At 67.9% G+C, this 25,545-nt stretch carries 21 protein-coding genes; 17 read left to right on the forward strand and 4 right to left on the reverse strand.

Annotation, left to right across the window (positions count from 1 at the left end; translation table 11 throughout):
* The first annotated feature begins 182 nt into the window (after positions 1-182).
* The 5 genes from ACFIMZ_RS08010 (at position 183) to ACFIMZ_RS08030 (ending at position 7,726) form a co-directional block, all read left to right on the forward strand.
* Entirely contained in the window at positions 183-3,047 is a 2,865-nt protein-coding gene (locus tag ACFIMZ_RS08010; RefSeq protein WP_431822144.1) for a 2-oxoglutarate dehydrogenase E1 component, read from the forward strand.
* 132 nt (positions 3,048-3,179) lie between these two features.
* On the forward strand, positions 3,180-4,457 hold the full coding sequence (gene odhB / locus ACFIMZ_RS08015; RefSeq protein WP_431822145.1) for a 2-oxoglutarate dehydrogenase complex dihydrolipoyllysine-residue succinyltransferase: 1,278 nt from the start codon (positions 3,180-3,182) through the stop codon (positions 4,455-4,457).
* A gap of 82 nt (positions 4,458-4,539) precedes the next feature.
* Entirely contained in the window at positions 4,540-5,970 is a 1,431-nt protein-coding gene (gene lpdA / locus ACFIMZ_RS08020) for a dihydrolipoyl dehydrogenase (RefSeq protein ID WP_431822146.1), read from the forward strand.
* A 101-nt stretch (positions 5,971-6,071) separates the two neighbouring features.
* Positions 6,072-7,169: a cell division protein ZapE gene (gene zapE / locus ACFIMZ_RS08025; protein ID WP_431822147.1), complete on the forward strand. Its 1,098-nt coding sequence runs from the start codon at positions 6,072-6,074 to the stop codon at positions 7,167-7,169.
* Positions 7,170-7,324: 155 nt separating this feature from the next.
* Positions 7,325-7,726, forward strand: a complete 402-nt coding sequence (locus tag ACFIMZ_RS08030; RefSeq protein WP_431822148.1) for a transposase — start codon at positions 7,325-7,327, stop codon at positions 7,724-7,726.
* Between the two features lie 100 nt (positions 7,727-7,826).
* On the opposite strand, the gene ACFIMZ_RS08035 is transcribed toward ACFIMZ_RS08030, so the two are convergent.
* The 4 genes from ACFIMZ_RS08035 to ACFIMZ_RS08050 all read right to left on the reverse strand — a co-directional run bounded on the left by ACFIMZ_RS08035 (position 7,827) and on the right by ACFIMZ_RS08050 (position 13,199).
* Positions 7,827-8,288: a DUF2147 domain-containing protein gene (locus ACFIMZ_RS08035; RefSeq protein ID WP_431822149.1), complete on the reverse strand. Its 462-nt coding sequence runs from the start codon at positions 8,286-8,288 to the stop codon at positions 7,827-7,829.
* Positions 8,289-8,455: 167 nt separating this feature from the next.
* Complete coding sequence (locus ACFIMZ_RS08040) at positions 8,456-10,144, reverse strand: ShlB/FhaC/HecB family hemolysin secretion/activation protein (protein WP_431822150.1); 1,689 nt, start codon at positions 10,142-10,144, stop codon at positions 8,456-8,458.
* Positions 10,145-10,282: 138 nt separating this feature from the next.
* On the reverse strand, positions 10,283-11,632 hold the full coding sequence (locus ACFIMZ_RS08045; RefSeq protein WP_431822151.1) for a collagen-like triple helix repeat-containing protein: 1,350 nt from the start codon (positions 11,630-11,632) through the stop codon (positions 10,283-10,285).
* A 43-nt stretch (positions 11,633-11,675) separates the two neighbouring features.
* Positions 11,676-13,199 (reverse strand): collagen-like triple helix repeat-containing protein, encoded by a 1,524-nt coding sequence (locus ACFIMZ_RS08050; protein ID WP_431822152.1) that lies wholly within the window; start codon positions 13,197-13,199, stop codon positions 11,676-11,678.
* A gap of 664 nt (positions 13,200-13,863) precedes the next feature.
* Between ACFIMZ_RS08050 and ACFIMZ_RS08055 the strand changes: the two genes are divergently transcribed.
* From ACFIMZ_RS08055 to ACFIMZ_RS08110, 12 genes are all read left to right on the forward strand, one after another.
* Positions 13,864-14,040, forward strand: coding sequence for a Flp family type IVb pilin (locus ACFIMZ_RS08055; protein ID WP_431822153.1), 177 nt, complete (start codon positions 13,864-13,866; stop codon positions 14,038-14,040).
* A gap of 76 nt (positions 14,041-14,116) precedes the next feature.
* Positions 14,117-14,617, forward strand: coding sequence for an A24 family peptidase (locus ACFIMZ_RS08060; protein ID WP_431822154.1), 501 nt, complete (start codon positions 14,117-14,119; stop codon positions 14,615-14,617).
* The gene (locus ACFIMZ_RS08065) at positions 14,614-15,084 is read left to right on the forward strand and encodes a TadE family protein (protein WP_010092518.1); all 471 of its coding nucleotides are present in this window, start codon (positions 14,614-14,616) and stop codon (positions 15,082-15,084) included. The genes ACFIMZ_RS08060 and ACFIMZ_RS08065 overlap by 4 nt, the downstream gene beginning before the upstream one ends.
* Positions 15,085-15,179: 95 nt before the next feature.
* Positions 15,180-16,082 (forward strand): Flp pilus assembly protein CpaB, encoded by a 903-nt coding sequence (gene cpaB / locus ACFIMZ_RS08070; RefSeq protein ID WP_431822155.1) that lies wholly within the window; start codon positions 15,180-15,182, stop codon positions 16,080-16,082.
* A gap of 47 nt (positions 16,083-16,129) precedes the next feature.
* On the forward strand, positions 16,130-17,548 hold the full coding sequence (locus ACFIMZ_RS08075; protein WP_431822156.1) for a type II and III secretion system protein family protein: 1,419 nt from the start codon (positions 16,130-16,132) through the stop codon (positions 17,546-17,548).
* Between the two features lie 45 nt (positions 17,549-17,593).
* On the forward strand, positions 17,594-18,880 hold the full coding sequence (locus ACFIMZ_RS08080) for a fimbrial protein (RefSeq protein ID WP_431822157.1): 1,287 nt from the start codon (positions 17,594-17,596) through the stop codon (positions 18,878-18,880).
* 3 nt (positions 18,881-18,883) lie between these two features.
* Entirely contained in the window at positions 18,884-20,251 is a 1,368-nt protein-coding gene (locus ACFIMZ_RS08085) for a CpaF family protein (RefSeq protein WP_431822158.1), read from the forward strand.
* Positions 20,244-21,251, forward strand: coding sequence for a type II secretion system F family protein (locus tag ACFIMZ_RS08090; RefSeq protein ID WP_431822159.1), 1,008 nt, complete (start codon positions 20,244-20,246; stop codon positions 21,249-21,251). The genes ACFIMZ_RS08085 and ACFIMZ_RS08090 overlap by 8 nt, the downstream gene beginning before the upstream one ends.
* Positions 21,252-21,255: 4 nt before the next feature.
* A complete protein-coding gene (locus tag ACFIMZ_RS08095) occupies positions 21,256-22,266 on the forward strand; it encodes a type II secretion system F family protein (RefSeq protein WP_431822160.1) in 1,011 nt (336 codons plus the stop codon).
* A 45-nt stretch (positions 22,267-22,311) separates the two neighbouring features.
* The gene (locus ACFIMZ_RS08100; RefSeq protein WP_431822161.1) at positions 22,312-23,187 is read left to right on the forward strand and encodes a tetratricopeptide repeat protein; all 876 of its coding nucleotides are present in this window, start codon (positions 22,312-22,314) and stop codon (positions 23,185-23,187) included.
* Positions 23,188-23,209: 22 nt separating this feature from the next.
* The gene (locus ACFIMZ_RS08105; protein ID WP_431822162.1) at positions 23,210-23,566 is read left to right on the forward strand and encodes a DUF3613 domain-containing protein; all 357 of its coding nucleotides are present in this window, start codon (positions 23,210-23,212) and stop codon (positions 23,564-23,566) included.
* A gap of 7 nt (positions 23,567-23,573) precedes the next feature.
* Positions 23,574-25,538: a TadG family pilus assembly protein gene (locus tag ACFIMZ_RS08110; RefSeq protein ID WP_431822163.1), complete on the forward strand. Its 1,965-nt coding sequence runs from the start codon at positions 23,574-23,576 to the stop codon at positions 25,536-25,538.
* The last annotated feature ends 7 nt before the right edge of the window (positions 25,539-25,545 follow it).

Raw genomic sequence — 25,545 nt, forward strand, 5'->3', positions numbered from 1 at the left:
GGTGCTTTCAGGCACATTTCGGCGTGAGCTTTGGTATCGGTTCTGTGATATGCTGCGCGCACGCAAGTTTTAGGTCCTTCCAAGCAAGACTTGATTCGCAATCCGCTAAACGGTCAGGCCGTGTCGCGGAAGGTTGAGCAACCCGCTATTTCTCGAGAAGCTCGAAGAAAGGTGAGCGTAAAATGTCAGATGTAATGAAGCAGTTTCAGCTGAACTCGTATCTGTTCGGCGGCAATGCTTCGTACGTAGAAGAACTGTACGATGCATATCTCGATAATCCGGCGTCAGTGCCCGAGAACTGGCGAGAGTATTTCGACGCGTTGCAGAACGTGCCTGCGACGGACGGTACGAGTGCCAGCGACGTCGCGCACTTCCCGATCGTCGAGTCGTTCGCGCAGCGCGCGAAGGCCAATGCCTTCATCCCGCGCGAAAGCGGCACCAATCTGGCTACGGCACGCAAGCAAGTCCACGTCCAGTCCCTCATCAGCGCTTATCGCTTCCTTGGCTCGCAATGGGCCAATCTCGATCCCCTGAAGCGTCGCGAACGTCCCGCCATTCCCGAACTCGAACCCGCGTTCTACGACTTCTCCGAGGCCGACCTCGACCAGACGTTCAGCGCGAGCAACCTGTACCTCGGCTTCGACCAGGCTTCGCTGCGCGACATCGTCAAGGGCCTGCGCGACACGTACTGCGGCACGATCGGCGCCGAGTACATGTACATCAGCGATCCCGAGCAGAAGCGCTGGTGGCAGGAGCGCCTGGAATCGACCCGCGCGACGCCGAATTTCACGGTCGACAAGAAGAAGCACATCCTGAACCGCCTGACGGCCGCCGAGGGCCTCGAGCGTTACCTGCACACCAAGTACGTCGGCCAGAAGCGCTTCTCGCTGGAAGGCGGCGAAAGCTTCATCGCGGCGATGGACGAAGTCGTCCAGCACTCGGGCAAGAAGGGCGTGCAGGAAATCGTCATCGGCATGGCCCACCGCGGCCGCCTGAACGTGCTCGTCAACACGCTCGGCAAGATGCCGGCCGACCTGTTCGCCGAATTCGAAGGCAAGCACGTCGATGACCTGCCGGCCGGCGACGTGAAGTACCACAAGGGCTTCTCGTCGGATGTGTCGACGGAAGGCGGCCCGGTCCACCTGTCGCTCGCGTTCAACCCGTCGCACCTCGAAATCGTGAACCCGGTGGTCGAAGGTTCGGCGAAGGCGCGGATGGACCGTCGCGGCGACGAAGACGGCCTGCAGGTGCTGCCGGTGCAGATCCACGGCGACGCGGCCTTCGCTGGCCAGGGCGTCGTGATGGAAACGCTGAACCTCGCGCAGACGCGCGGCTACGGCACGCACGGCACGCTGCACATCGTCATCAACAACCAGATCGGCTTCACGACGTCCGACCCGCGCGACGCGCGCTCGACGCTGTACTGTACCGACGTCGTCAAGATGATCGAGGCGCCGGTGCTGCACGTGAACGGCGACGATCCGGAAGCCGTGATCCTCGCGACGCAGATCGCGATCGACTACCGGATGCAGTTCCACAAGGATGTCGTGATCGACATCGTCTGCTTCCGCAAGCTGGGCCACAACGAGCAGGACACGCCGGCGGTCACGCAGCCGCTGATGTACAAGAAGATCGCGCAGCACCCGGGCACCCGTGCGCTGTATGCAGAGAAGCTCGTGCAGCAGGGCGTGATCAGCGCGGAAGACGCCGACGGCTTCGTGAAGGCGTACCGCAAGGCGATGGACGACGGCCACCACACGGTCGATCCGGTCCTGTCGAACTACAAGAGCAAGTACGCGGTCGACTGGGTGCCGTTCCTGAATCGCAAGTGGACGGACGCGGCCGACACGGCGGTGCCGCTCGCCGAGCTGAAGCGTCTCGGCGAACGCATCACGACGGTGCCGGAAAACTTCAAGGTCCACCCGCTCGTCGAGCGCGTGATCAACGACCGCCGCAACATGGCGCGCGGCGACCAGCCGCTCGACTGGGGCATGGCCGAACACCTCGCGTTCGCGTCGCTCGTCGCATCGGGCTACTCGGTGCGCCTGACCGGCCAGGACTCGGGCCGCGGCACGTTCACGCACCGTCACGCGGTGCTGCACGACCAGAACCGCGAGCGCTGGAACGACGGCACGTACGTGCCGCTGCAGAACATCGCCGACAACCAGGCGAAGTTCACGGTGATCGACTCGGTGCTGTCGGAAGAGGCGGTGCTGGGCTTCGAATACGGCTACTCGACCGCCGAGCCGAACACGCTCGTGCTGTGGGAAGCGCAGTTCGGCGACTTCGTCAACGGTGCGCAGGTCGTGATCGACCAGTTCATCTCGTCCGGCGAAGTGAAGTGGGGCCGCGTGTCGGGCCTGACGATGCTGCTGCCGCACGGCTATGAAGGCCAGGGCCCGGAGCACTCGTCGACCCGTATCGAGCGTTTCCTGCAACTGTGCGCGGATCACAACATGCAAGTGGTCCAGCCGACGACGCCGGCGCAGATCTTCCACCTGCTGCGCCGCCAGATGATCCGCCTGTTCCGCAAGCCGCTGATCGTCGCGACGCCGAAGTCGCTGCTGCGTCACAAGGAAGCCGTGTCGGACCTGTCGGAACTGGCGAAGGGCTCGTTCCAGCCGGTGCTCGGCGAAATCGACGGCGGCATCGACGCGAAGAAGGTCAAGCGCGTGCTGGCCTGCTCGGGCCGCGTGTACTTCGACCTCGTCGCGCATCGCCGCGAAACGAAGGCGAACGACGTTGCGATCATCCGTATCGAACAGCTGTATCCGTTCGCGCACAAGCAGTTCGAAGCTGAACTGAAGAAGTACGAGAACGCGACCGAAGTGGTCTGGGTGCAGGACGAGCCGCAAAACCAGGGCCCGTGGTTCTACGTCGAACACCACCTGAAGGAAGGCATGAAGGAAGGGCAGAAGCTGGCATACAGCGGCCGTCCGGCTTCGGCCTCGCCGGCGGTCGGCTACTACGCGAAGCACTACGAGCAGCAGAAGGCCCTCATCGAAGGTGCTTTCGGCCGCCTGAAGAGCGCATCGATCGCGAAATAACCGACGGAAGCGAAACGGGAAAGCGCATGGCGCTTTCCCGAATCTTTTGGCCCGCAGGACGCGCATCGCGCCGCATCGGCCTGAAGAATCGCCAGCTCGTCACTACCCAGATTAAGCATCCAGGAAAATCACATGGCTATCGTAGAAGTCAAAGTCCCCCAGCTTTCGGAGTCGGTTTCGGAAGCCACCATGCTGCAGTGGAAGAAGAAGCCCGGCGAAGCTGTCGCGCAGGACGAAATCCTGATCGAGCTCGAGACCGACAAGGTCGTGCTCGAAGTGCCGGCGCCGGCCGCTGGCGTGCTCGCGCAAGTGCTGCAGAACGACGGTGACACGGTGGTCGCCGACCAGCTGATCGCGACGATCGACACGGAAGCAAAGGCAGGCGCGGCCGAAGCAGCGGCAGGCGCCGCCGAAGTCAAGCCGGCAGCCGCTCCCGCTGCTGCTGCACCGGCCGCACAGCCGGCTGCCGCGGCGACGGCGTCGAGCACGGCGGCTGCATCGCCGGCCGCGTCGAAGCTGCTGGCCGAGAAGGGCCTGTCCGCGGGCGACGTCGCAGGCTCGGGCCGCGACGGCCGCGTCACGAAGGGCGACGCGCTGGCCGCGGGCGCGCCGAAGGCCGCACCGGCTGCCGCACCGGCGAAGACCGCCGCGGCGAAGCCGTCGCTGCCGGACGTGAAGGTGCCGGCGTCGGCAACGGCGTGGCTGAACGACCGCCCGGAGCAGCGCGTGCCGATGTCGCGCCTGCGTGCGCGTATCGCCGAGCGTCTGCTCGAGTCGCAGCAGACCAACGCGATCCTGACGACGTTCAACGAAGTGAACATGGCTCCGGTCATGGAGCTGCGCAACAAGTACAAGGACAAGTTCGAGAAGGAACATGGCGTGAAGCTCGGCTTCATGTCGTTCTTCGTGAAGGCGGCAGTCCACGCGCTGAAGAAGTTCCCGCTCGTGAACGCGTCGATCGACGGTAACGACATCGTCTATCACGGCTACTTCGATATCGGTATCGCCGTCGGCTCGCCGCGCGGTCTCGTGGTGCCGATCCTGCGCAACGCCGACCAGATGAGCCTCGCGGACATCGAAAAGAAGATCGCGGAATTCGGCCAGAAGGCGAAGGACGGCAAGCTGTCGATCGAGGAAATGACGGGCGGTACGTTCTCGATCTCGAACGGCGGCGTGTTCGGCTCGATGCTGTCGACCCCGATCATCAACCCGCCGCAGTCGGCAATCCTCGGCGTGCACGCAACGAAGGAGCGCCCGGTCGTCGAGAACGGCCAGATCGTGATCCGTCCGATCAACTACCTGGCGCTGTCGTACGACCACCGGATCATCGATGGCCGCGAAGCGGTGCTGTCGCTCGTCGCGATGAAGGATGCGCTCGAGGATCCGGCACGCCTGCTGCTCGACCTGTAAGCCACGCCACCTGCATTGACCCGCTCCGCACGGGCGCGCGACACCGCGCGCCCGTGCGCACGCACAAGAAGAAAGGATTGCCATGTCCAAGGAATTTGACGTCGTCGTGATCGGCGCCGGCCCCGGCGGCTATATCGCCGCGATCCGCGCCGCTCAACTGGGCAAGACCGTTGCCTGTATCGAAAAGTGGAAGAACCCGGCCGGCGCGCTGAAGCTCGGCGGCACCTGCCTGAACGTCGGCTGCATCCCGTCGAAGGCGCTGCTCGCGTCGTCGGAAGAGTTCGAGAACGCGTCGCACCACCTGGCCGACCACGGCATCGCGGTCGACGGCGTGAAGATCGACATCGCGAAGATGATCGGCCGCAAGGACGCGATCGTCGAGAAGATGACGTCCGGTATCGAGTTCCTGTTCAAGAAGAACAAGATCACGTGGCTGAAGGGCCACGGCAAGTTCACCGGCAAGACCGACGCCGGCGTGCAGATCGAAGTGAGCGGCGAGGGTGAAACCGAAGTCGTCACCGCGAAGAACGTGATCATCGCGACGGGCTCGAAGGCGCGTCACCTGCCGGGCATCCCGGTCGACAACAAGATCGTTTCGGACAACGAAGGCGCGCTGACGTTCGACGCGGTGCCGAAGAAGCTCGCCGTGATCGGCGCGGGCGTGATCGGCCTCGAGCTCGGCTCGGTGTGGCGCCGCCTCGGCGCCGAAGTGACGGTGCTCGAAGCGCTGCCGGCGTTCCTCGGCGCGGCTGACGAAGCGCTCGCGAAGGAAGCGGCGAAGCTGTTCAAGAAGCAGGGCCTCGACATTCACCTCGGCGTGAAGATCGGCGACGTGAAGGCGACTCCGGACGGTGTGTCGATCGCGTACACGGACAAGGACGGCAACGCGCAGACGCTCGACGCCGACCGCCTGATCGTGTCGGTCGGCCGCGTGCCGAACACCGACAACCTCGGCCTCGAGGCGATCGGCCTGCAGGCGAACGAGCGCGGCTTCATCGACGTCGACGACCACTGCCGCACGGCGGTGCCGAACGTCTATGCGATCGGCGACGTGGTGCGCGGCCCGATGCTCGCGCACAAGGCGGAAGACGAAGGCGTGCTGGTCGCGGAAGTGATCGACGGCCAGAAGCCGCACATCGACTACAACTGCATTCCGTGGGTGATCTACACGTACCCGGAAATCGCATGGGTCGGCAAGACGGAGCAGCAGCTGAAGGCGGAAGGCCGCGAGATCAAGTCGGGCAAGTTCCCGTTCTCGATCAACGGCCGCGCGCTCGGCATGAACGCGCCGGACGGCTTCGTGAAGATGATCGCGGACGCGAAGACCGACGAGCTGCTCGGCGTGCACGTGATCGCGGCGAACGCGTCCGACCTGATCGCGGAAGCCGTGGTGGCGATGGAGTTCAAGGCGGCGTCGGAAGATATCGCCCGCATCTGCCATCCGCACCCGTCGATGTCGGAAGTGATGCGCGAAGCGGCGCTCGCCGTCGACAAGCGCTCGCTGAACAGCTAAGCGCGCATTGACGCGCCGGCCCGTTCTGCGGCCGGCGCCGCGGTCCTACGACGAAGGCGGGCGGGGTTTCCTGCTCGCCTTCGTCTTTTCTGGTTTGCCCGATGAACGTCACCGAATACTACGCGCGGGAGCTGACCACGCGCCGTTACCAGTCCGACCCCGCGCAGCGCGCGGCGATCGATCGCCTGCAGCGTTGCTACGACGAGTGGGTGGCCTACAAGGCGCGCCGCTCGAACGCGTTCAAGAAACTCATCATTCATCCGGACCTGCCGCGCGGCGTCTACATGTGGGGTGGCGTCGGGCGCGGCAAGAGCTTCCTGATGGACAGCTTCTATGCGGTCGTGCCCGTGCAGCGCAAGACGCGCCTTCATTTCCACGAGTTCATGCGCGAAGTGCACCGCGAGCTCGAGGAACTGAAGGGGCAGGCCGATCCGCTCGACGAGCTCGCGCGGCGTATCGCGAAGCGCTACCGGCTGATCTGCTTCGACGAGTTCCACGTGTCGGACATCGCCGACGCGATGATCCTGTACCGGCTGCTCGACCGGCTGTTCACGAACGGCGTGCAGTTCGTGATGACGTCCAACTACGATCCGGACGACCTGTATCCGGACGGCCTGCATCGCGACCGGATGCTGCCGGCGATCGCGCTCATCAAGAACAGGCTCGACGTGCTCAACGTCGATGCGGGCGTCGACTATCGCCAGCGCACGCTCGCGCAGGTGCAGATGTACCACACGCCGCTCGGCGCGGATGCGGATCGCGCACTGCGCCACGCGTTCGCGCAGCTCGCCGCGGTGCCCGACGAGAGCCCGATCCTGCACATCGAGAAACGCGAGCTGAAGGCGCTGCGCAAGGCCGACGGCGTCGTGTGGTTCGATTTCGCGACGCTGTGCGGCGGGCCTCGCTCGCAGAACGACTACCTCGAGCTCGCGAGCCGCTTCCATGCGATCGTGCTGTCCGAGGTGCCGCAGATGTCGCCGCGGATGGCGTCGGAGGCGCGCCGCTTCACGTGGCTGATCGACGTGCTGTACGACCACAAGGTCAAGCTGCTGATGTCCGCGGCGGTGCCCGCCGAGCAGCTGTACGTCGAAGGGCCGATGGCCAACGAATTCACGCGGACGGTCTCGCGGATCGTCGAGATGCAGTCGAAGGAGTATCTCGAGACGCCGCGCCGCATCGTCGATACTTCGTTGACCTGAGCGCGAACGATTGATGCGGTGCGCGAAGTCGCGGCATTCAATGGTTAATTCCGGTTAAATCGGCGTCATCTCGTTGTAATTTCGGATTAGTCTTATATTCAACCCCAGGTTGAGCCGATATCGTTGTGTCATGGTTCCTAAGGCTGGAGATGTCCATGACACCGTATCGCGATCTTACCGACGACGAGTGGAAGCGCGTCACGTCGCTTCTGCCGGAATTGCAGCCGCGCAGCGAATTGCGTGGCCGGCCGCTCGCCAACACGCGCGCCGTGCTGAACGGCGTGCTCTGGGTGATCTACAGCGGCGCGACCTGGTCGGCGATGCCGCGCCGCTACCCGTCGTACCAGACGTGCCATCGCCGCTTCAAGTTCTGGCATGAAACCGGCGCGCTGATGCACGTGATGCGTGCGCTCTATGGCGAGGCGGGCATGGATCTGTGCAACTCGCTGGCGACACGGATGCGCAAGCATGCGCAGTCGAAGGCGGCGGAAGCGCGCGGCGTGGCGATGCCGGCGCCGCGCGTGTGTCGGTCGGAGGCACTGAAGCGCGCAGCATGATCGCCTGCATTGCACGCCTGTCTCGTCCCGAAATGAAATCGGCCTGCGACACTGTCGCAGGCCGATTGGCGTAATGCGGCGCGTTGTCGCGCGCAGGCCGTTACTGCTGGCGAACCCAGGTCTGTGACCGGCCGAGCAGCGACACGCCGATATAGCCGCGCACCACCAGCTTCTGACCACCGTCGTCCAGCGTCATCTTGCACTTGTAGACCTTGCCGTTCTCGGGGTCGAGGATGTTGCCGCCATCCCAGTGGTCGCCATCCTTCTTCATCGACTTGATGATCGTCATGCCCTTGATCAGCTGATCCTTGCGTTCGTCCGTGCATGCGGTGCAACGGCGATCAGGCGTGTCGTTCGCGCCAAGGCCCTTGACGACCTTGCCCGACAGCGAGCCGTCCGAATCCTCGGCGATCTGTACGAGCGCCTTCGGCTTGCCGGTGCTGTCGTCGATCGTTTGCCACGTGCCGATCGGGCTGTCGGCTTGCGCAAAGGCGTGCGCGGCACAGGCGAGCAGCGCGCCGGCCAAAGCCATCGCGCGCAACGGGCGGGTCAGGTGAGTCATCGTCGTCCTCCTTGTTTTGCATGTCGTTTTCGAACCGCTCGCACGACCGTCTGCATGGGGCGGTGGCATGTTGCGAGCTTTCGGCAGAATACGTGAAACCGGGCGCTGCGTTTGATAGAGGGGACTCTAATCGAAACGCCCCGCACGGCCCTCCGCGCGGGGCGCAATCAATTGAGCTGGTACGAGAAAGACGCGTTCACGCGCGGGCTGCGCGACGCGCTCTCGAGCGGTGCGTCGCCGACCGGTTTCGCGACGGACAGGTCGAGGCTGTAGTAGCGGCTGTCGGTCAGCCGCACGCCGATGCCGACCGACGACAGCCGGCTCGGCGACGGCGTGCCGGCATGCAGGTAGATTCGCGCCATGTCGTACGCGATGTAAGGCGTGATCGTCTTCAGGTACGTCCAGCCGGGCGAGAACGCGCGATTGACCTCGAGCGACATGCCCCATCCCGAATCGCCCGACGTCTCGCCCGGCTGATAGCCGAGCGCGTAGCGCTGCGCGCCGAACGAGATCTGCTCGGACGTCGGCAGTGAATCCGGGCTGTACTGGCTCGTCAGCGAGACCGACGTACCGATCCGGAACGGCCATTCGTTGGTCTGCGTGAACGTCGCGCCGGTGCGCACGAAGGTCAGCGAAATCGGGCTCGGCACCGACGTCGTGGCGTTGCCGACGCTGATGTCCTGCGCTTTCGACGCGCCGAGAATGTCGAAACCCTTCGCGACGTTCACGCTCAGCTTTCGCACCTGCGTCTGGCTCACGCTCGTGTAGTCGAGCTGCATCTGCAGCACGCGGACCTGCGTCCGGTTGTCGAGCGTCGCCCCGTTGATCTGGTTCTGGTAGCGATCCTCGTTGTGCGACGCGTAGCCGGACACGGTGCCGAGCAGGCTGCGCTGGTTGTTCAGCAGTAACGGATAGGATGCCGAAAGACCCAGCTTTTCGTTTTTCACCGTACGCTGGACGTACGACGGCAGGCCCGGGTTGTCGGCCGGCCTGCCGCGGTACGTGCTGGCGTCGAGGCGCGTGACGAGCCCGCTGCTGCCGACCGGCACCGCGCCGCTGAACGCGAAGTAGGTCTGCTTGTCCCGCCCCGGCGGCGCCAGCGCGGAGATGCTCAGCTGCTCGCCGAACGACGTGAGGCCGTTTTCGGTCGCGGTGATGAGGCCTTGCACGCCGGGGTGGTTGAAGTCGATCCCGGTGCCGATGTTGAACGGCTTGCGGTCGACGTTCAGCTCGAGCGTCGTCGCGCCGTCGGTGCTCTGCGGCGGCGGCACGTTGGCCTTCACCGACACGCCGGGCAGCAGGCCGAACGTGTTCACGTAGCGCTCGAATGTCGCGCGGCGCAGCGGACGATCGGCGGTGATGTGCGCGGCGATCGCGCGGATCTTCGATTCCATCGCGCCGGGCTTGCCGGTGACCTTCACGTCCGCGACATAGCCTTCGACGACGGTCACGCGCACGACGCCGTTTTCGAAGGTCTGCGCGGGGATGAACGCGAACGACAGCGCGTAGCCGCGATCCTGGTAAAGCTTCGTCACGCCGTTGGCGGTCTCGATCAGCTCGCCGATCGTGATGTCCTTGCCGACGAGCGGCGTGAAACGGCGCGAGATCTCCTCGAACGGCACCGACTTGACGCCTTCGACCTGGAACGTGGTCGGCGTCAGGCGACGCGAGAGCAGCTCCTGCAATTGCGGCGCCTGGGGCGCGACCTGCACGGTCACGTTCGGCCCCTTCTTCGGCGCATTGATCTGGGGGAGCGAGTCGACCGGGTTGCCGGCGATGCGCGTCTGCGCCTGTGCGGCGCCTGCCGCCGCCGTGATGGCGAGCAGCATCATCCATTTATCGCGTCTGGATTTCATTGTTGTACCTCGTAGGCCTTGCTTGTCGTCTTCTAATGTCCGCACGCGGCGCCGATGGCGCCGCGCGTGGTGTGCCGCCTTGCCGGTTCTGAGCGGAACGACTGCGCATTCGCTCCGGCCGCGAATGCACAGGTATCCTTATTTTCCGACGCTGCCCAGCGTGCCCAGCAACCCCGTGACCGGCGCGAGCAGGCCGGTCGATCCGCCCGACGTCGCCCCCGTCGCGCCTCCGGCCAGCGACGTGATCGGTGCGAGCGGGCTCGACGATCCGCCGGTGCTCGCCGCGCTGCCTGCCGCGCCCGTGACGGTATTCAGCAAACCCGTAACGGGCGCGAGAGGGTTCGTACTGCCCGTGCCGCCCGTCGCGCCGCCGAGTGCGCCGGTGACGGTCGACACGAGGCCCGTGACAGGCGCGAGCGGATTGCTCGTGCCGCCCGACGTCGCGCCGCCGATCGCGCCCGTGAGCGGGCCGAGGGGCGTCGAGCCGAGACCCGACAACAGCCCGCCGAGCGGGTTGGTCGAGCCCGATGACGTGCCGCTCGGCGAGCCGCTCTGCACGGTGGCCGTCGAGCCGCCGACGAGGCTCGTGATCAGGCCGGGGACCGGTGCGGCGCCATTCGGGCCGTTCGGGTTGACGAGGCCGCCGGCGTTGGTCACGGTGTTGCCGACCGAGGTGACGAGCTGGCCGACGTCGCCGACGAGCGGCTGGCTCGACGTGCCCGCGACCTGCTGGCCGGCCGAGCTGATCGCGCCGCCGACCTGGCCGAGCAGGCCGGAAACCGGCTGGCCGAGGCCCGTCGTCGTGCCGACCTGCTGCGTGAGCTGGCCGGCCGTGATGACGAGCGGCGTGATCGCCGAGCTGAGCGGCTGCGTCACCTGCTGCACGGGGCCCGACGACAGCGTCGTGCCGATCGTGTTGCCGGCGGCGCCGAGGCCGTTGGCGACCGTGTCGAGCACCGTGCCGACCGGGGACGTGACCGGCGCGAGCGGCGCCAGCGGGCCGGTGCCGAGCGCCTTGACCGTCGCGCTCAGCCCGGACACGGTGTTGCTCGTCGCGCCGACGACGTTGCCGAGGCCGGCCACCGTCGTGCCGACCGGGTTCTGCGTGGAGCCGATCTGGCCGAGCCCGTTGCTGACGGCGTCCGCCGCTGCGCCGAGGATCGTGCCCGTGCTCGACACCGTGCTGCCGAGTCCTTGCGTCACGCCGTTGCCGAGGCCCGGCACGCTCACGTTGCCGATCGTGCTGCCGAGATCCGAGGTTGTCTGGCCGAGCGTGCTGACGACGCCCTTGGTGCCCGTCGATCCGCTGCTGGTGCCGTTCGTGCTGGGGTTGTTCGCGCCGCTCGTGGTGCTGCCGTTGGCGCTGGCCGGCGGCGCGTTCACGCCGTTGCCGCCACAGGCGGCGAGCAGGCAGGCCGCGGCGAACGCGGTGAGGGGAACGCGCCACCGGCGCAGCGCGGCCGACGTGAGAGTACGTTGCTGGGGCATGGTTGACTCCTCGCAGTCTTGTCGATGAAGGGAACGAGCGGATTTACTTGTGGATGCCGCCGAGCAGGCCGCCGATCAGCGACATGACGGGTGCGAGCGGATTCGACGACGTGCCCGAGCTCGTCACTGCGCCGGTGCCGCCGGCCAGCGACGGTGCGCCCGACGTCGCGCCGCCGGCCGCGCCGGTGACCGTGTTCAGCGCCCCGGTGACCGGTGCAAGCGGGCTGGCGCCGCTGGAGCTGCCCGTCGCGCCGCCGAGTGTGCCGGTGACGGTCGAGACAAGGCCGGTGACCGGTGCAAGCGGGCTGGCGCCGCTGGAGCTGCCCGTCGCGCCGCCGAGTGCGCCGGTCACGGTCGAGACGAGGCCAGTGACCGGTGCGAGCGGGCTGGCGCCGCTGGCACCGCCCGTCGCGCCGCCGAGTGCGCCGGTGGCGGTCGAGACAAGGCCGGTGACCGGTGCGAGCGGGCTGCCGGCACCGCCCGTCGCGCCGCCGAGCGCGCCGGTGACGGTCGACACGATGCCCGTGATCGGCGCGAGCGGGTTGGCGACGCCGCCGCTGCCGCCGGTCACCAGCCCGCCGACCGCCTTCACGGTATTGCCCGTCGACGACACGGTGGTGCCGAGGCCGGTCGTGACCGGGTTGCCTCCCGTCGACGCGATCATGGCGCCGGCCTGGTTCAGGCCATTGCCGAGCGTGCCGAGCAGCGTGTTGACCGGCGCGCCGAGACCGGTTGCGGAGCCAACCGTCTGGGTCGTGTTGCCGACCATCGTCGTGATCGGCGTGATCACGGAGCTGACGGTCTGCGTGACTTGCTGGATCGGGCCGGTCGACAGGGCGTTGGTGAGCGTGTTGCCGCCGTTCGCGACGGCGCTGCCGACCGTCTGCACGAGGCCGCCGACGGCGCCGGTCACGGGCGCGAGCGGCGACAGCGGGCCGCTGCCGAGGCTCGTGACGAGCGTGCCGGCCTGCGTGACCGCGTTGCCGAGCTGATTGACCACGCCGCCGGTGCTGGCCACCGTGACGCCGACCGGGTTGCTCGTCGCGCCGAGCTGGCCGAGCCCGTTGCCGAGGCCATTGCCGAGCGCGGTCACCGCGCCGCCGACGCTTTGCACGATGCCGCCGGCCGCTTGCGTCGTCTGCGGGTTGACGCCCGGCAGCGTCTGGCTGCCGACCACGGTGCCGAGACCCGACACGGTCGAACCGACGCCGGTCACGATGTTGCTGCTGCTGGCGAGCACGTTGCCCACCGCGTTCGACGACACGCCCGACGTGCCGCTCGTGCCGCTGGTCGTCCCGCTCGTGGTGCCACTGGTGCTGCCGCTCGTGCTGCCACTCGTCGAACCGCTGGTGCTGCCGCTGGTGCTCCCCGACGTACCGCTCGTCGAGCCGGACGTGCCGCCGCCGGACGTGGAAATCGAATCGCTGCCGCCGCTCGAGTTCGAGCCGCCGAGGCCCTTGCTGATCGAACCGGAGCCGCCGCAGGCAGAGAGGGAAAGCATGGCTGCCACGGTGGCCGCGATCAGAGTCGTCCGGAGCGTGCCATGAGGGATTACCTGAATGTCCATTTCGTCCTCGCATTAAAACTGATGTTGTGATGAGTGGTGCGCGGACTACTCTGCAACTGTCGTGCCATTTCGGCGATTGCCGGTTCGACGATGGGTTTTAAACGGGGTATTTCCTTATCGGAAAAGGACTTGCACGAATTGAAAGATTGTTGAAATTGTTTGGGCGGCCGGAGCCGGGAGCGATTTCAGCCGGTTCGTAACGTAACGTCACATCATTGGCGTTACGCGAACGACGTAACGTGCGGGGACAGGAGGGCGGGAACGGTCGTTCTGTTTTATAGGTGGATTAGATGTGCACATCTAACCTATCGTAAATCCTATGTGTAAGACGTACCGAAACACCGTACAAATAGGGTGTGCTACACGTCGATTTTTCGATCAGGATTGTTAAAAGAGGTTGGAAATTAAAAGGGATCGGAGATAAGATTCGTGGCGGGTGTAAGTTTTGTACGATTTGGTACAGACGTTCGAGGAGGATCAATGGCACGAATGTTAACTTGCATCAAATGATGATCCGCGTCGAGCGAGACGCGCTATAAAGAATGGGCATCCGGTCGGTGTCACGGCAAGTGTGGCAAACGGCGCGGAGCCGGGCCGAATATGCGAGGACCCAACCATCGTATAAACGGCCAGAGAAACAAACATACAGGCACGAGGAAATAAAATGAAAGCAATGATGATTCGCTTCCTCAAGGAGGAAGACGGGGTGACCGCGATCGAATATGGTCTGATCGCGGGTCTGATTGCTGTTGCCATCATGGTGAATGTCTCGGAGATCGGCACTCGACTCGGCGCGGTGTTCACCAACATCTACAACCAGCTGGCAACCGCCGCGGGCTGATCGCTGCGTTCGGCAGTCGTGGCGAGCGAGTCGCGATTGCGACTCGCTCGTTGTCGCACGCGCGTCCGGTTTCGACATGGCACTCCTGTTCAGCATCGGTATTTTTTTCGCCTGGGCGATGCTTGTCGCACTCGGCGATATCCGCTTTCGACGCGTACCGAATACGCTGGTCGTCGCGGGATTGATTGCGGGATTCGCAAGCACATTCGCGCACGCAAATCCATTCGGCGTTTTCCCGAGGCAGGCATTAATCGGCATGCTGGTCGCAGCAGTCAGCCTTTTTCCCTTTTTCGCCTTTCGCGTCATGGGCGCAGCGGACGTGAAGGTATTCGCGGTGCTCGGCACATGGTGCGGCATGCATGCGCTGCTCTGGTTATGGGTGGTCGCGAGCATTGCGGCCGGCGTGCATGCGCTTGCGCTGATGGTGATGTCGAACACGTCGATCGGCGCGCTGCGGCGGCGCGGCGCGCCCGCGATGACATTGGGTGGCCGGCGCGCGACGCCGTATGCCGCTTGCCTCGTGGCGCCGGCGGCAGGGTGGCTCGCGCATCTCGTCATGTCAGGGGGCGTGCAATGACGACGCAGCGGCAGCCGCGCGCACGTCGGCGCCAGCGGGGCGCGACGGCGGTCGAGTTCGCGCTCGTGTTTCCGCTGTTCTTCGTGATCTTTTACGCGCTCGTGTCGTACGGGCTGATCTTCGCGATCCAGCAGAACCTGACGCTGGCCGCGACCGAGGGTGCGCGGGCGGCGCTGAACTATGTGCCCGAGGCGAACGGCCAAGGGGCGCAGGCGCTGCAGGACCGCGCGAGTGCAGCCCGCAGGGCCGCGCAGAACCTGACCCGCTGGCTGCCGAACGTCGTGGTGCCGGCGCCGTCGTCGGCGTCGTGCAGCTACGACGCGTCGATGTACTGCGTGACGGTCACGGTGACCTACCCGTATGCGCAATATCCGCTGGTGCCGTCGCTGCCGCTGCTCGGCCTCGTGTTGCCGAGCGCGCTGACGAGCACGGCGACCGTGCAGATCAATCCGGCGACCATCCTGTGACGCAGCATGTGCGACGCGATCCCGATGCGTGAACCCTGACCAGCACTCCGACACAACCGACACAACAACATCACTGACGGCACCCGACACTCACCATGGCGAACAACCTGACCAAAATCATCGCCGGCCTGCTGATTGCGATCGCAGTATTGCTGGGCATCTACGCGTGGATGCTCGGGCGCGCCCCGGCCCGTCCGCCGGCGCCGGTCGTGGCGCAGGCCGCGGTGACGCAGACGGTGCCGCTCGTCGTCGCCGCGCGCCTGTTGCCGGCCGGGCAGGCGATCACCGCCGACGGGCTGAAGATCGTGCAGGCGCCGGTGTTGCCGGCGGGCGCATTCAGCGATCCGGAGGCGCTCGTCGGCCGCGTGCCGGCGAACGACATTCTCGACGCGTCGCCGGTGCTCGCGGCCGTGCTGTCGTCGGGGCTCGCGGACCAGGTGGCGCCCGGCGAGCGGGCGGTCGCGGTCAGGGTCGATGAAACGAGTGCGGTCGGCAACCGGCTGCGGCCCGGCAACTTCGTCGACGTGTTCCTGAACCTGAAGCGCGAGGGCGGCGCAGGCGGCCAGACCGGCTCGGAAATTCCGCGTACGCAGGCGCGCCTGCTGCTGTCGAAGGTGCGCGTGCTGGCGTTCGGCGATGCGACGTCCGATCGCGACGGCGCGGCGGGACCGACGAGCATGGCGCGGACCGCGGTGCTCGCGGTGCCGACCGCGCAGGTCGACGCGCTGACGCTGGCCGACGCGAACGGTCGCCTGACGCTCGCGCTGCGCAATCCGCACGATGACGAAATCGCCGCGCAGACCGTCGCGATGCGCACGATGGGCGAGCTCGGGCCGTCGGCCGTGGCGGCCACGGGCGTCGCGCTCGACGAGCTGTCCGCGTCGCGCGCGCGCAGCGCGTCACGCGAGCCGGCCGCGCCGCGCGCCCCGGTCGTGGCGCGCCCGGGCGGCGGCATCGAAGTGATTCGCGGCGGGCGGGCCGAGACGGTCGCCTATTGAACAACTTCTGAACGACAACCCGCACGGTCATCGAAAGCAGCGACACAATGAAGAACACACTGATTGCATTCGCGATTGCCATCTGGACCCTGACATGCGCGACGCTGGCCGCGGCGGCCGGCGCCGGCGCCTCGATCGATCTCGCCGTCGGCGCGCAACGGCAGATCGCCGCCGGGCGCGTGCTGCAGCGGGTGGCGGTCGGCGATCCGTCGGTGGCCGACGTGCTGATCATGAAGGGCAGCCGCGCCGGCGCGGTGCTGCTGGTCGCGAAGGCGCCCGGCTCGACGAACGTGATGCTGTGGGAGCGCGGCCGCGACGAGCCGACGGTGTGGAACGTCAACGTCGTCGACGCGGCCGCGCATGCGGTGCTCGACAGCTCGGCGCCGGACGCGAAGGCGTATGGCGACGTCGCGGTGCTGTCCGGTTCGGCGGCGTCGCTCGATGCGCACGAGCGCGCCGCCGCGATCGGCCAGCACATGGCCGACAAGGGCGGCGCAGCGGCCGGCGCAAACTGGGGCGCGGGGGGCGCGACCGGCAAGCGCGGCGGCGGCGCGAACGGAACGGGCGGCAAGGGCGGCGCGGTGATCGACGCGTCGACGGTCGGCGGCCGGAACACCGTGCAGGTCGACGTGCGCGTCGTCGAATTCAGCCGCTCGGTGCTGAAGGAGGCCGGGCTGAACTTCTTCAAGCAGAGCAACGGCTTTGCGTTCGGTGCGTTTACCGCAGGCGGATTGCAGTCGATCGCCGGCGCCGCGACGTCCGCCTTCCAGGCGACGGCCGGCATTCCGGTCGCATCCGCGTTCAACCTCGTCGCGAACTCGGCGGGCCGCGGCATCTTCGCGAACCTGTCGATTCTCGAAGCGAACAATCTCGCACGGGTGCTCGCGCAGCCGACGCTCGTCGCGCTGTCCGGCCAGAGCGCGAGCTTCCTCGCGGGCGGCGAGATCCCGGTGCCGGTGCCGCAGGCGCTCGGTTCGACGGCGATCCAGTGGAAGCAGTACGGCGTCGGCCTGACGCTCACGCCGACGGTGCTGAGCCCGCGCCGCATCGCGCTGAAGGTCGCGCCCGAATCGAGCCAGCTCGATTTCCTGCACGGGGTGACGATCAACAGCGTCGCGGTGCCCGCGATCACGACGCGCCGCGCCGACACGACGGTCGAGCTCGGCGACGGCGAGAGCTTCGTGATCGGCGGCCTGATCGATCGCGAGACGATGTCGAACGTCAACAAGGTGCCGGTCCTCGGCGACCTGCCGATCATCGGGGCGTTTTTCAAGACGCTCAACTATCAGCAGAACGACAAGGAACTGGTCATCATCGTGACGCCGCACCTCGTCGCGCCGATCGCGAAGGGCGCCTCGCTGCCGGCCACGCCGGGCGAGCTGTCCGAGCAGCGCGACGGCCCGGTGTGGCGGTCGTACCTCGGCGGCATCGCATCGCCCGACGCGGCGCCGGGGTTTTCGAAATGAACGCGGGGCGTGTCGTCGCGCGCTATCTGACTGGGGATGTCCCACATGAACGCGAGAACCCATTCGTTGGCTGAGCCCGCCGTGACCGACTACTTCGTATGCGCGTCGCAGCACGATCGGCATATCGGCTGGCTCGGCGAGACCCTGGTGCCGGCCGGCGCGGTGGAAGCCGCGCCGCTCGATCCGGGCGCGCTCGCGCAGCGCATCGCGGGGCTCAATCCCGCGATCGTCTTCATCGACTTCTCCGGCGCGCAGGCGGCGGCGAGCGCGGCGGCGGCCGCGGTGCGCGTTGCGCATCCGGGGCTGCCGGTCGTCGCGCTCGGCACGCTCGCCGAACCGGAAAGCGCGCTCGCCGCGTTGCGGGCGGGCGTGCGCGACTTCATCGACGTGTCCGGCGCCGCGGAAGATGCGCTGCGCATCACGCGCGGGCTGCTCGAGCACGCGGGCGGCGGCGAGCCGGCGAACCGCCACGGCAAGCTGGTCGCGCTGCTCGGCGCGCGCGCCGGGATGGGCGTGAGCACGCTGGCCGCGAACCTGTCGGTCTGGCTGCGCAAGCGCGGGTCGGCGGGCCCGGCCGACGGCGCGGCAAGCGGTGCATCAAGCGGCGGCGCCGCGTCGCTTGGCCGGCAGACGGCGCTCGTCGACCTCGGGCTGCCCACCGGCGACAGCGCGCTGTTCCTCAACACGCGCTGCGAGTTCCACTTCGTCGAGGCCGTGCGCAACCTGCGCCGCATCGACCGCACGTTCGTCAACACCGCGCTGACCCGCCATGCGAGCGGCGTCGCGCTGACGACGCTGCCGCCGAACCTCGCCGACCTGCGCGAGGTGTCGTACGCGTCGTGCGTCGGCCTGCTGAACCGGCTGCGCGCGTTCTTCGACCAGCAGCTCGTCGATCTCGGCGGATTCTCGAACCGGGAATTCGTCGCGCAGATCGCGGCGGCGTCCGACGAGGCGTGGCTCGTCTGCGACCAGGGCGTCGCGTCGATCGTGTCGGCGGTCGACCTGCTCGAGGGGCTGCGCGATGCGGGCGTCGACAGCGGCAAGATGCGGCTCGTCGTCAACCAGTACGACCCGGCGCTCAGCCTGACGCCGCCCCAGATCGCGGACCGTCTCGGCGTCGCGCTGCTGGCGACGCTGCCCGCGCGCCGCGTGCCGATCGGCCAGGCGGCGAACCAGGGCCGGCTCATCGTCGACACGGCGGAGCGCGACCCGTACGTGCGCGCGCTCGAGCCGCTCGCCGAGCGGCTGGCGGGCACAGCCGCCGCACCGCGCGCCGCGTCGGGACTTTCCGCGCTCAAGCGCTTCATTCAACCTTCGTCCAGGCGATCGTAAGCGATGGCACACGACATTCAATTCGCCGACGGCGCCGCGCCGTTCTCCCAGACGCAGCAATTCCACGACATCAAGAATGCCGCGCACGAGCATCTGCTCACGCGGATCGAGGAACTGGGCGCCGAATTCGGACGCTGGTCGCGGCAGGCGATCAACCAGTTCGTCGACCTGGAGATCGACAGCTTCGTGCGCCTGCGCCGCATCCCGCTCAACGAGAACGAGGTGCGCACGATCGCGGAGGCGCTGACGAAGGAGCTCGCCGGCTTCGGGCCGATCGAGGACCTGCTCGCCGATCCGCATGTCGAGGACATCCTCATCAACGGCTACAACGACATTTACGTGTCGCGCCACGGCGTGCTGGCGAAGCTGCCGGTGCGCTTCACCGACAACGCGCACCTGCTGCGGATCGTGCGGCGCATCCTCGCGCCGATCGGCCGCCGCCTCGACGAATCGAATCCGATGGTCGACGCACGGCTGCCGGACGGCGGGCGCGTGAACGTCGTGATCGAGCCGCTGTCGATCGACGGGCCGGTGGTGTCGATCCGCAAGTTCCGCAAGGACCCGCTGAAGCCGGCCGACCTGCTCGCCAACAGCACCTTCAACGAGGAGCTCGGCGCGCTGCTCGAGGCCGCGGTCGAGGCGCGCTGCAACATCCTCGTGTCGGGCGGCACGAGCTCCGGCAAGACGTCGCTGCTCAACGCGCTCGCGTTCCACATTCCCGAGCCCGAGCGCGTCGTCACGATCGAGGACACGGCCGAGCTGTCGCTGAACCACCCGCACGTGGTGCGGCTCGAGAGCCGGCCGGGCGGCTTCGACGGCACCGGCGTCGTGACGATCCGCGACCTGCTGCGCAACACGCTGCGGATGCGGCCGGACCGCATCATCGTCGGCGAAGTGCGCGGCGGCGAAGTGCTCGAGATGCTGCAGGCGATGAACACCGGGCACGACGGCTCGATGGGCACCGTGCACGCGAGCTCGCCGCGCGAGTGCCTGTACCGTCTCGAGATGCTGGCCGGCTTCGCCGGGTTCCAGGGCACCGAATCGAGCCTGCGCAGGCAGATCGCGAACGCGATCGACTTCATCGTGCAGATCGGCCGGCTGTCGAACGGGCGGCGGCGGATCCTGTCGATCACCGAAGTCACGGGGCTGTCGGACAACATCATCGCGACGCAGGAGCTGTACCGCTACGAAGCGCGCGTGACGCCCGAAGGCGACGAAATCGACCACTGGGAATCGCTCGGCATTCACCCGCATTCGCCGAAGCTCGCGCGCTTCCGCCAGACGCTGTCGGGCGGCGGGTTCGGTTCAGGTGGCTTCGGCGGCGGCTTCGGCGGCGACGGCTTCGGGCGCGGCGGAGGCTTCAATGTCTAGCCTGATGGTCGCCGCGCTGGCGCTCGCGCTTGTCTGCGTCGCCGCCGCGCTGCTGCTGTGGCGGCACGGCGAGCTCAGGCGCGCTCGCGCGGATGCGCAGCGCTTCATCGACAGCCGGATCGAGCCGGCCGCGCGCGCGGGGGGCGCGGCGCAGGGGGCGGCCGCACGGCCGGCGCACGGGTCCGGCGGGACCGGCGCGCGCCCGGCCGCCGCGACGGCTCCGGCGTCGGCGCCCGCATCGCGCTGGGCGCACTGGCGCGACCGGCTCGCCGAATACCTCGACCATCTCGCGAGCCGCGCCGGGATCGAGGATGCGCGCGGCAAGGGGCTGCTCGCGCTGGCGGCGCTGGCCGCCGTCGCGCTCGTCGCAGGCCGGACCGGCGGGCTGCTCGGCAGTGTCGCGGCGCTCGCGGCCGGCCTCGCGCTGCTCGCGTTCTGGCTCGTGTCGCGGATTCATCGCCGCCGCCTGCAGATCGTCCGGCAACTGCCGTCGTTTCTCGACGGGATCGTGCGTCTCGTGACGCTCGGCAACAGCGTGCCGGCCGCGTTCCAGGCTGCGCTGCTGACGACCGAGGCGCCGTTGCGCGGCTGTCTCGACGTCGTGTCGCGGATGCTGCGCACGGGCGTCGAGATCGATCGCGCGATGGTGCATATCGCGAAGGTCTATCACACGAGGGAGTTCGAACTGGTCGGGTCGGTGCTGCGGCTGTCGGTGCGCTACGGCGGCCGCGCCGACGTGATGCTCGAGCGCATGGCGGTGTTCATGCGCGATCTCGAGCAGGCGGAGCGCGAATTGGTGGCGATGTCGTCGGAGACGCGGCTGTCGGCCTGGGTGCTGGTGATGCTGCCGATCGCGATCGGCGGCTTCGTGATCGCGACGAATTCCTCCTACCTCGGTTCGATGTGGAACGACGAGAGCGGGCGCTCGTACCTGTATCTGGCTTTCGTCATGCAGATCGCGGGCGGCGCGTGGCTGTACCGGATGTCCCGGCTCAGGTGATGCGATGACGCCCGATCAACTCGGATCGATTGCGCTCGCGCTCGGCGCGCTCGGCGTGCTGCTGCTGGCCTGGCTGGCGCTGCGGCGCGCGGGCGCGGAGTCGCGCAGCCGCCGCGCGCTGGCCGCCGCGCTGGACCGCCGCGCGGCCACGCTCACGGCGGCGGGCGCGCGCCCCGCGCCGGACGGCGCCGCGCCGCCGCCGAAGCGCGAGACGCCGGCCGCCGCCGGGCGGCGCGCGCGCGTCGCGCAACTGCTCGAGCGGATGTCGACGGCCGGCGCCCGCTGGCTCGATACGGGGTTCGGCAGGCACATCGTCGCCGACGAGGATCGCCGGCTGCTCGAACAGTGCGGATATGTCGACGCGCGCACGCGCGGGCTGTTCCTGAGCGCGCGGACTGCCGGCGCACTCGTCGCGCCGGTGCTGTTCCTTGCATTCGTCGGGCCGCGCCTGCATGGCGGCCGCTGGGTGCTCGGTCTCGTGCTGGCGTTCGTCACGGGCTTCATGCTGCCGAAGATCATCATCCGCCGGCGCGCGGCCGAGCGCCGGCAGGCGGTCGTCGACGAACTGCCGCTGCTGGTCGACATGCTGCGGCTGCTGCAGGGCGTCGGCCTGTCGCTCGACCAGAGCCTGCAGGTCGTGACGAACGATTTCAGGGGGATGATGCCGGTGCTGTCGTCGGAGATGGGCATCGCGCAGCGGCAGTTCGCGGCCGGACGCACGCGCGAGCAATCGCTGCAGCGGCTGGCGTCGGGCTTCGACAACGAGGACCTGCGCGCGATCGTGCGCCTGATGATCCAGGTCGACAAGCACGGCGGCGCGGTGCAGGAGCCGCTCAAGCAGTTCGGCGACCGGCTGCGCGAAGCGCGCCGCGCGATGCTGCGCGAGCGCATCGGCCGCCTGACGGTGAAGATGACGGGCGTCATGATCGTCACGCTGCTGCCGGCGCTGCTGATCGTGACGGCAGGCCCCGGGATGATCTCGGTGATGCACGCGCTGTCGCTGGCGCAGCACTGACGAGGCGAATACGAGGCGAATACGAGGCGAATGCAAGGAACGAAGATGAAGCGGATCGGTGGAATCGTGAAACTGGCGGGCGTGACGGCGCTGGCGGGGCTGCTCGCCGCCTGTTCGTCTTTCAAGGAAAGCGGGTATGGCGTCGGCGTGCAGGCGGAGCGCGCCGCGCTGATGGATGCGGCCGGCCGCAAGCAGGCCGCGCCCGATACGCCTGCCATGTATCTCGGCCTGATCGAGCGGATGCAGGCGCAGGGGCTGTATTACGCGTCGCTCGCGCATATCGACGCGTACGAGAAGCAGTACGGCGCATCGCCGGAGTCGACGTTGCTGCGCGCCGACGCGCTGCGCATGACCGACCAGCCGGCTGCGAGCGCGGCCGTCTATGCGCAATTGCTGAATACGCCGCTCGCCGCGCGCGGGTATCGCGGGCTCGGGCTGATCGCCGGCGCCGCGGGGGATTTCGAGCGCGCCGCGCAGGCGTTGTCGCAAGCGTCGGTGCTCACGCCGACCGACGCGTCGATGCTGTCCGATCTCGCGTACGCGAAGCTGCGCTGCGGCGACGTGCAGGGCGCGCGCGTGCCGCTGATGAAGGCCGCCGAGCTCGACCAGAACAATCCGAAGATCATCAGCAACGTGATGCTGTATCTGCTGGCGTCCGGCCACGCGCGCGACGCGCAGAAGCTGATGGGCCAGCAGAAGCTGCCCGCGGAGATCCGCAACGACATCCGCAACGACGCGGCGCGGATCGCCGCGGCCGCGCGCACGTGGCGGCGACCGGTGGCCGCGCCGGCCGCGACGGCCATCGGCTCGGGCAGCGTCGTCGACGTGCCCGGCAGCGGCGCCGCGAAGGGCGGCGCGCCGGTCGCGAGCATCCAGGGATTCGATTCAACCGCGCCGCTGCTGCAGCGGTTCGCGCAATGACAAGACGTTCGGGGGAACCGACATGAGCGACAACGACAAGAACCTCGACCGGTGGATGCGCGCGCGCCGGGCCGCTGCGCTGGTCGCGCTGCTGGGCGCGGCAGCAAGCGCGCACGGCCAGCAGCCGGCAGGGCATGCGACCGTCAATGCAACCGTCAATGCGACCGGGATCGGCCGCTCGACCGAAACGTGGCTCGCGCTGCAGCGGGACAACCGGGCGGCCGGTCCGGACCTGCCGATGCTCGGCGACGCGGCGTCGCTCGCGTACCAGCGCTATCTCGACTCGTTCAAGAACAAGATTCCGGATTCGATGGGCTCGCCGCTGGGATCGGGCGGTGGCGCATCGTCCGGCGGACAGGGCTCGGCGCAAGCGTATTGAGGCGGCGATGAGCACGGCTCGATTCCTCGGATGGCGCCCGGCCGGGCGCGGCCGCCGGCGGATGCGCGGCCAGCGCGGCGCCGTGTCGGTCCTGGCGACCGTCTGGGTGCTCGTCGCGCTCGTGACGCTGGGCGCGATCGACATCGGCAACCTGTTCTTCCAGCGGCGCGACCTGCAGCGGATCGCGGACCTGTCCGCGCTGGCCGCGGTGCAGTCGCTCGATCCGTCCGATACGTCGTGCGGCGCGGCGAACAGGACCGCGCTGAACAATGCTCAGGCGAACGAAACGTCGAACACGGTGGCGACGAGCGCGCCCGCACGCGGGCAAGACCAGGTCGCGGCGACCTGCGGCCGCTGGGATCCGCAGGTCTATGCGGGCCAGCCGGCATACTTCGCGCCCGCCGCGAGCGGGATGACGCAGCTCAACGCCACGCAGGTGACGGTCACGCGCGCGATGCGCTATTCGTTCCTCGGCGTCGTGTCGATGCTCGGCGCGGGGCCGGGCACGATGTCGGCCACCGCGACCGCGCGCGCGAGCGCGATCGACACGTTCTCGGTCAGCGCGACGCTCGCGAGCGTCGACCCGGTCTGGCTCAACGGCATCCTGTCGGCGTTGCTCGGGACGAGCGTCAGTCTCACGCTCGCCGACTATCAGGCGCTCGCGGGCGCGAACATCAAGCTGCTCGGCATCTCGACCGCGCTCGGCGCCGGGACGGTGAACGGGCTCGTGGACCTGTCGGTGACGGTGCCGACGCTGATCGGCAACCTGAGCGCGTATGTCGGCGCATTGCAGGCCGGCGGCGGCAACGGCCCGGGTTACGTCGCGCAGCTGCAGGCCGCGTCGACGGCGCTCGGCAAGCTGGCGGGCGCCAGGGTCGGCAACACGAGCGTCGTCGTCGCCAATGCGCCCGACGCGCTGCTGAACATCAGTCTCGGCAATCCGCAGTCGGGCGCCGATGCGCAGGTCAACCTGCTCGACCTGTTGACGACGGCGGCGCAGGTGGCCGCATACAACAAGGGGCAGGCGGTGTCGCTGAACACCGGCGTCACGCTGCCGCTGGGCGCGACCGGCTTCAATGTCGTGTCGCTGCAGCTGCAGGTGCTGAATCCGCCGTCGATCGCGGTCGGCGAGGCGGGGCTGCTGCCGAACGGGACGTGGCGCACGCAGGCGTCGTCGGCGCAGATCGGGGTGTATCTGAACGTGCAGACGCCGAGCATTCCAATCACCGGCGCGCTGGGCCTCAGCGGCTTGCTCGACCTCACGCTGAGCGGCATCAACCTGCCGATTTACCTGCTCGTTGGCGGGCCGGCCGTGGCGAGCCTCGCGGCGACGAAGTGCGGTTCCGCCACCACGCCGAGCACGACGACGATCCTCGCGACGCCGGGCATCGCGAAGCTGTGCATCAGCGCGCCGCCGTCCGGCACGCTGAACCTGTCCAACGTGAGCACCTGTCCGCCGGCCGGGACGCTGCAGTTGCTGAACCTGCAGGCATCGGCCTTGTCGTCTCCGCCGGTGTCGCTCGGCGTCACCGCATCGATCTCGAATCCGGTGCTCCAGATCGTCGGCACCACGTCGTCGAGCGCGCCGTACGCGGGCTACCCGTCGGCCACGCCTTACCACTTCTGCAACGCGCCGACCGGCCTCGCGAATCCGGTGTCGTGCGGCAGCGGCTGGGTGAGCCCGTCCACGGCATCGAGCCAGAACAGCTACTGGACCACCTACGTGAACAACCTCGGCGCGTCGCTCGGCACGGCGCTCAGCAACATCAACCTGAACTCGATCACGATCCTCGGCATCCCGATCCCGCTCGGCCCGCTGCTCGACGCGATCGGCAGCCTCGTGCTGCAGCCTGTGCTGTCGGCGCTCGACGCCGTGCTCGTGCCGATCCTGGGCCTGCTCGGCGTCCAGGTCGGCCAGGCGACCGTGCATCAGATCTCGCTGACCTGCAACGCAGCGCAACTCGTCAACTGAAGAAGCC

Source organism: Burkholderia sp. F1 (assembly GCF_050813845.1).
Classification (GTDB): Bacteria; Pseudomonadota; Gammaproteobacteria; order Burkholderiales; family Burkholderiaceae; genus Burkholderia; species Burkholderia ubonensis.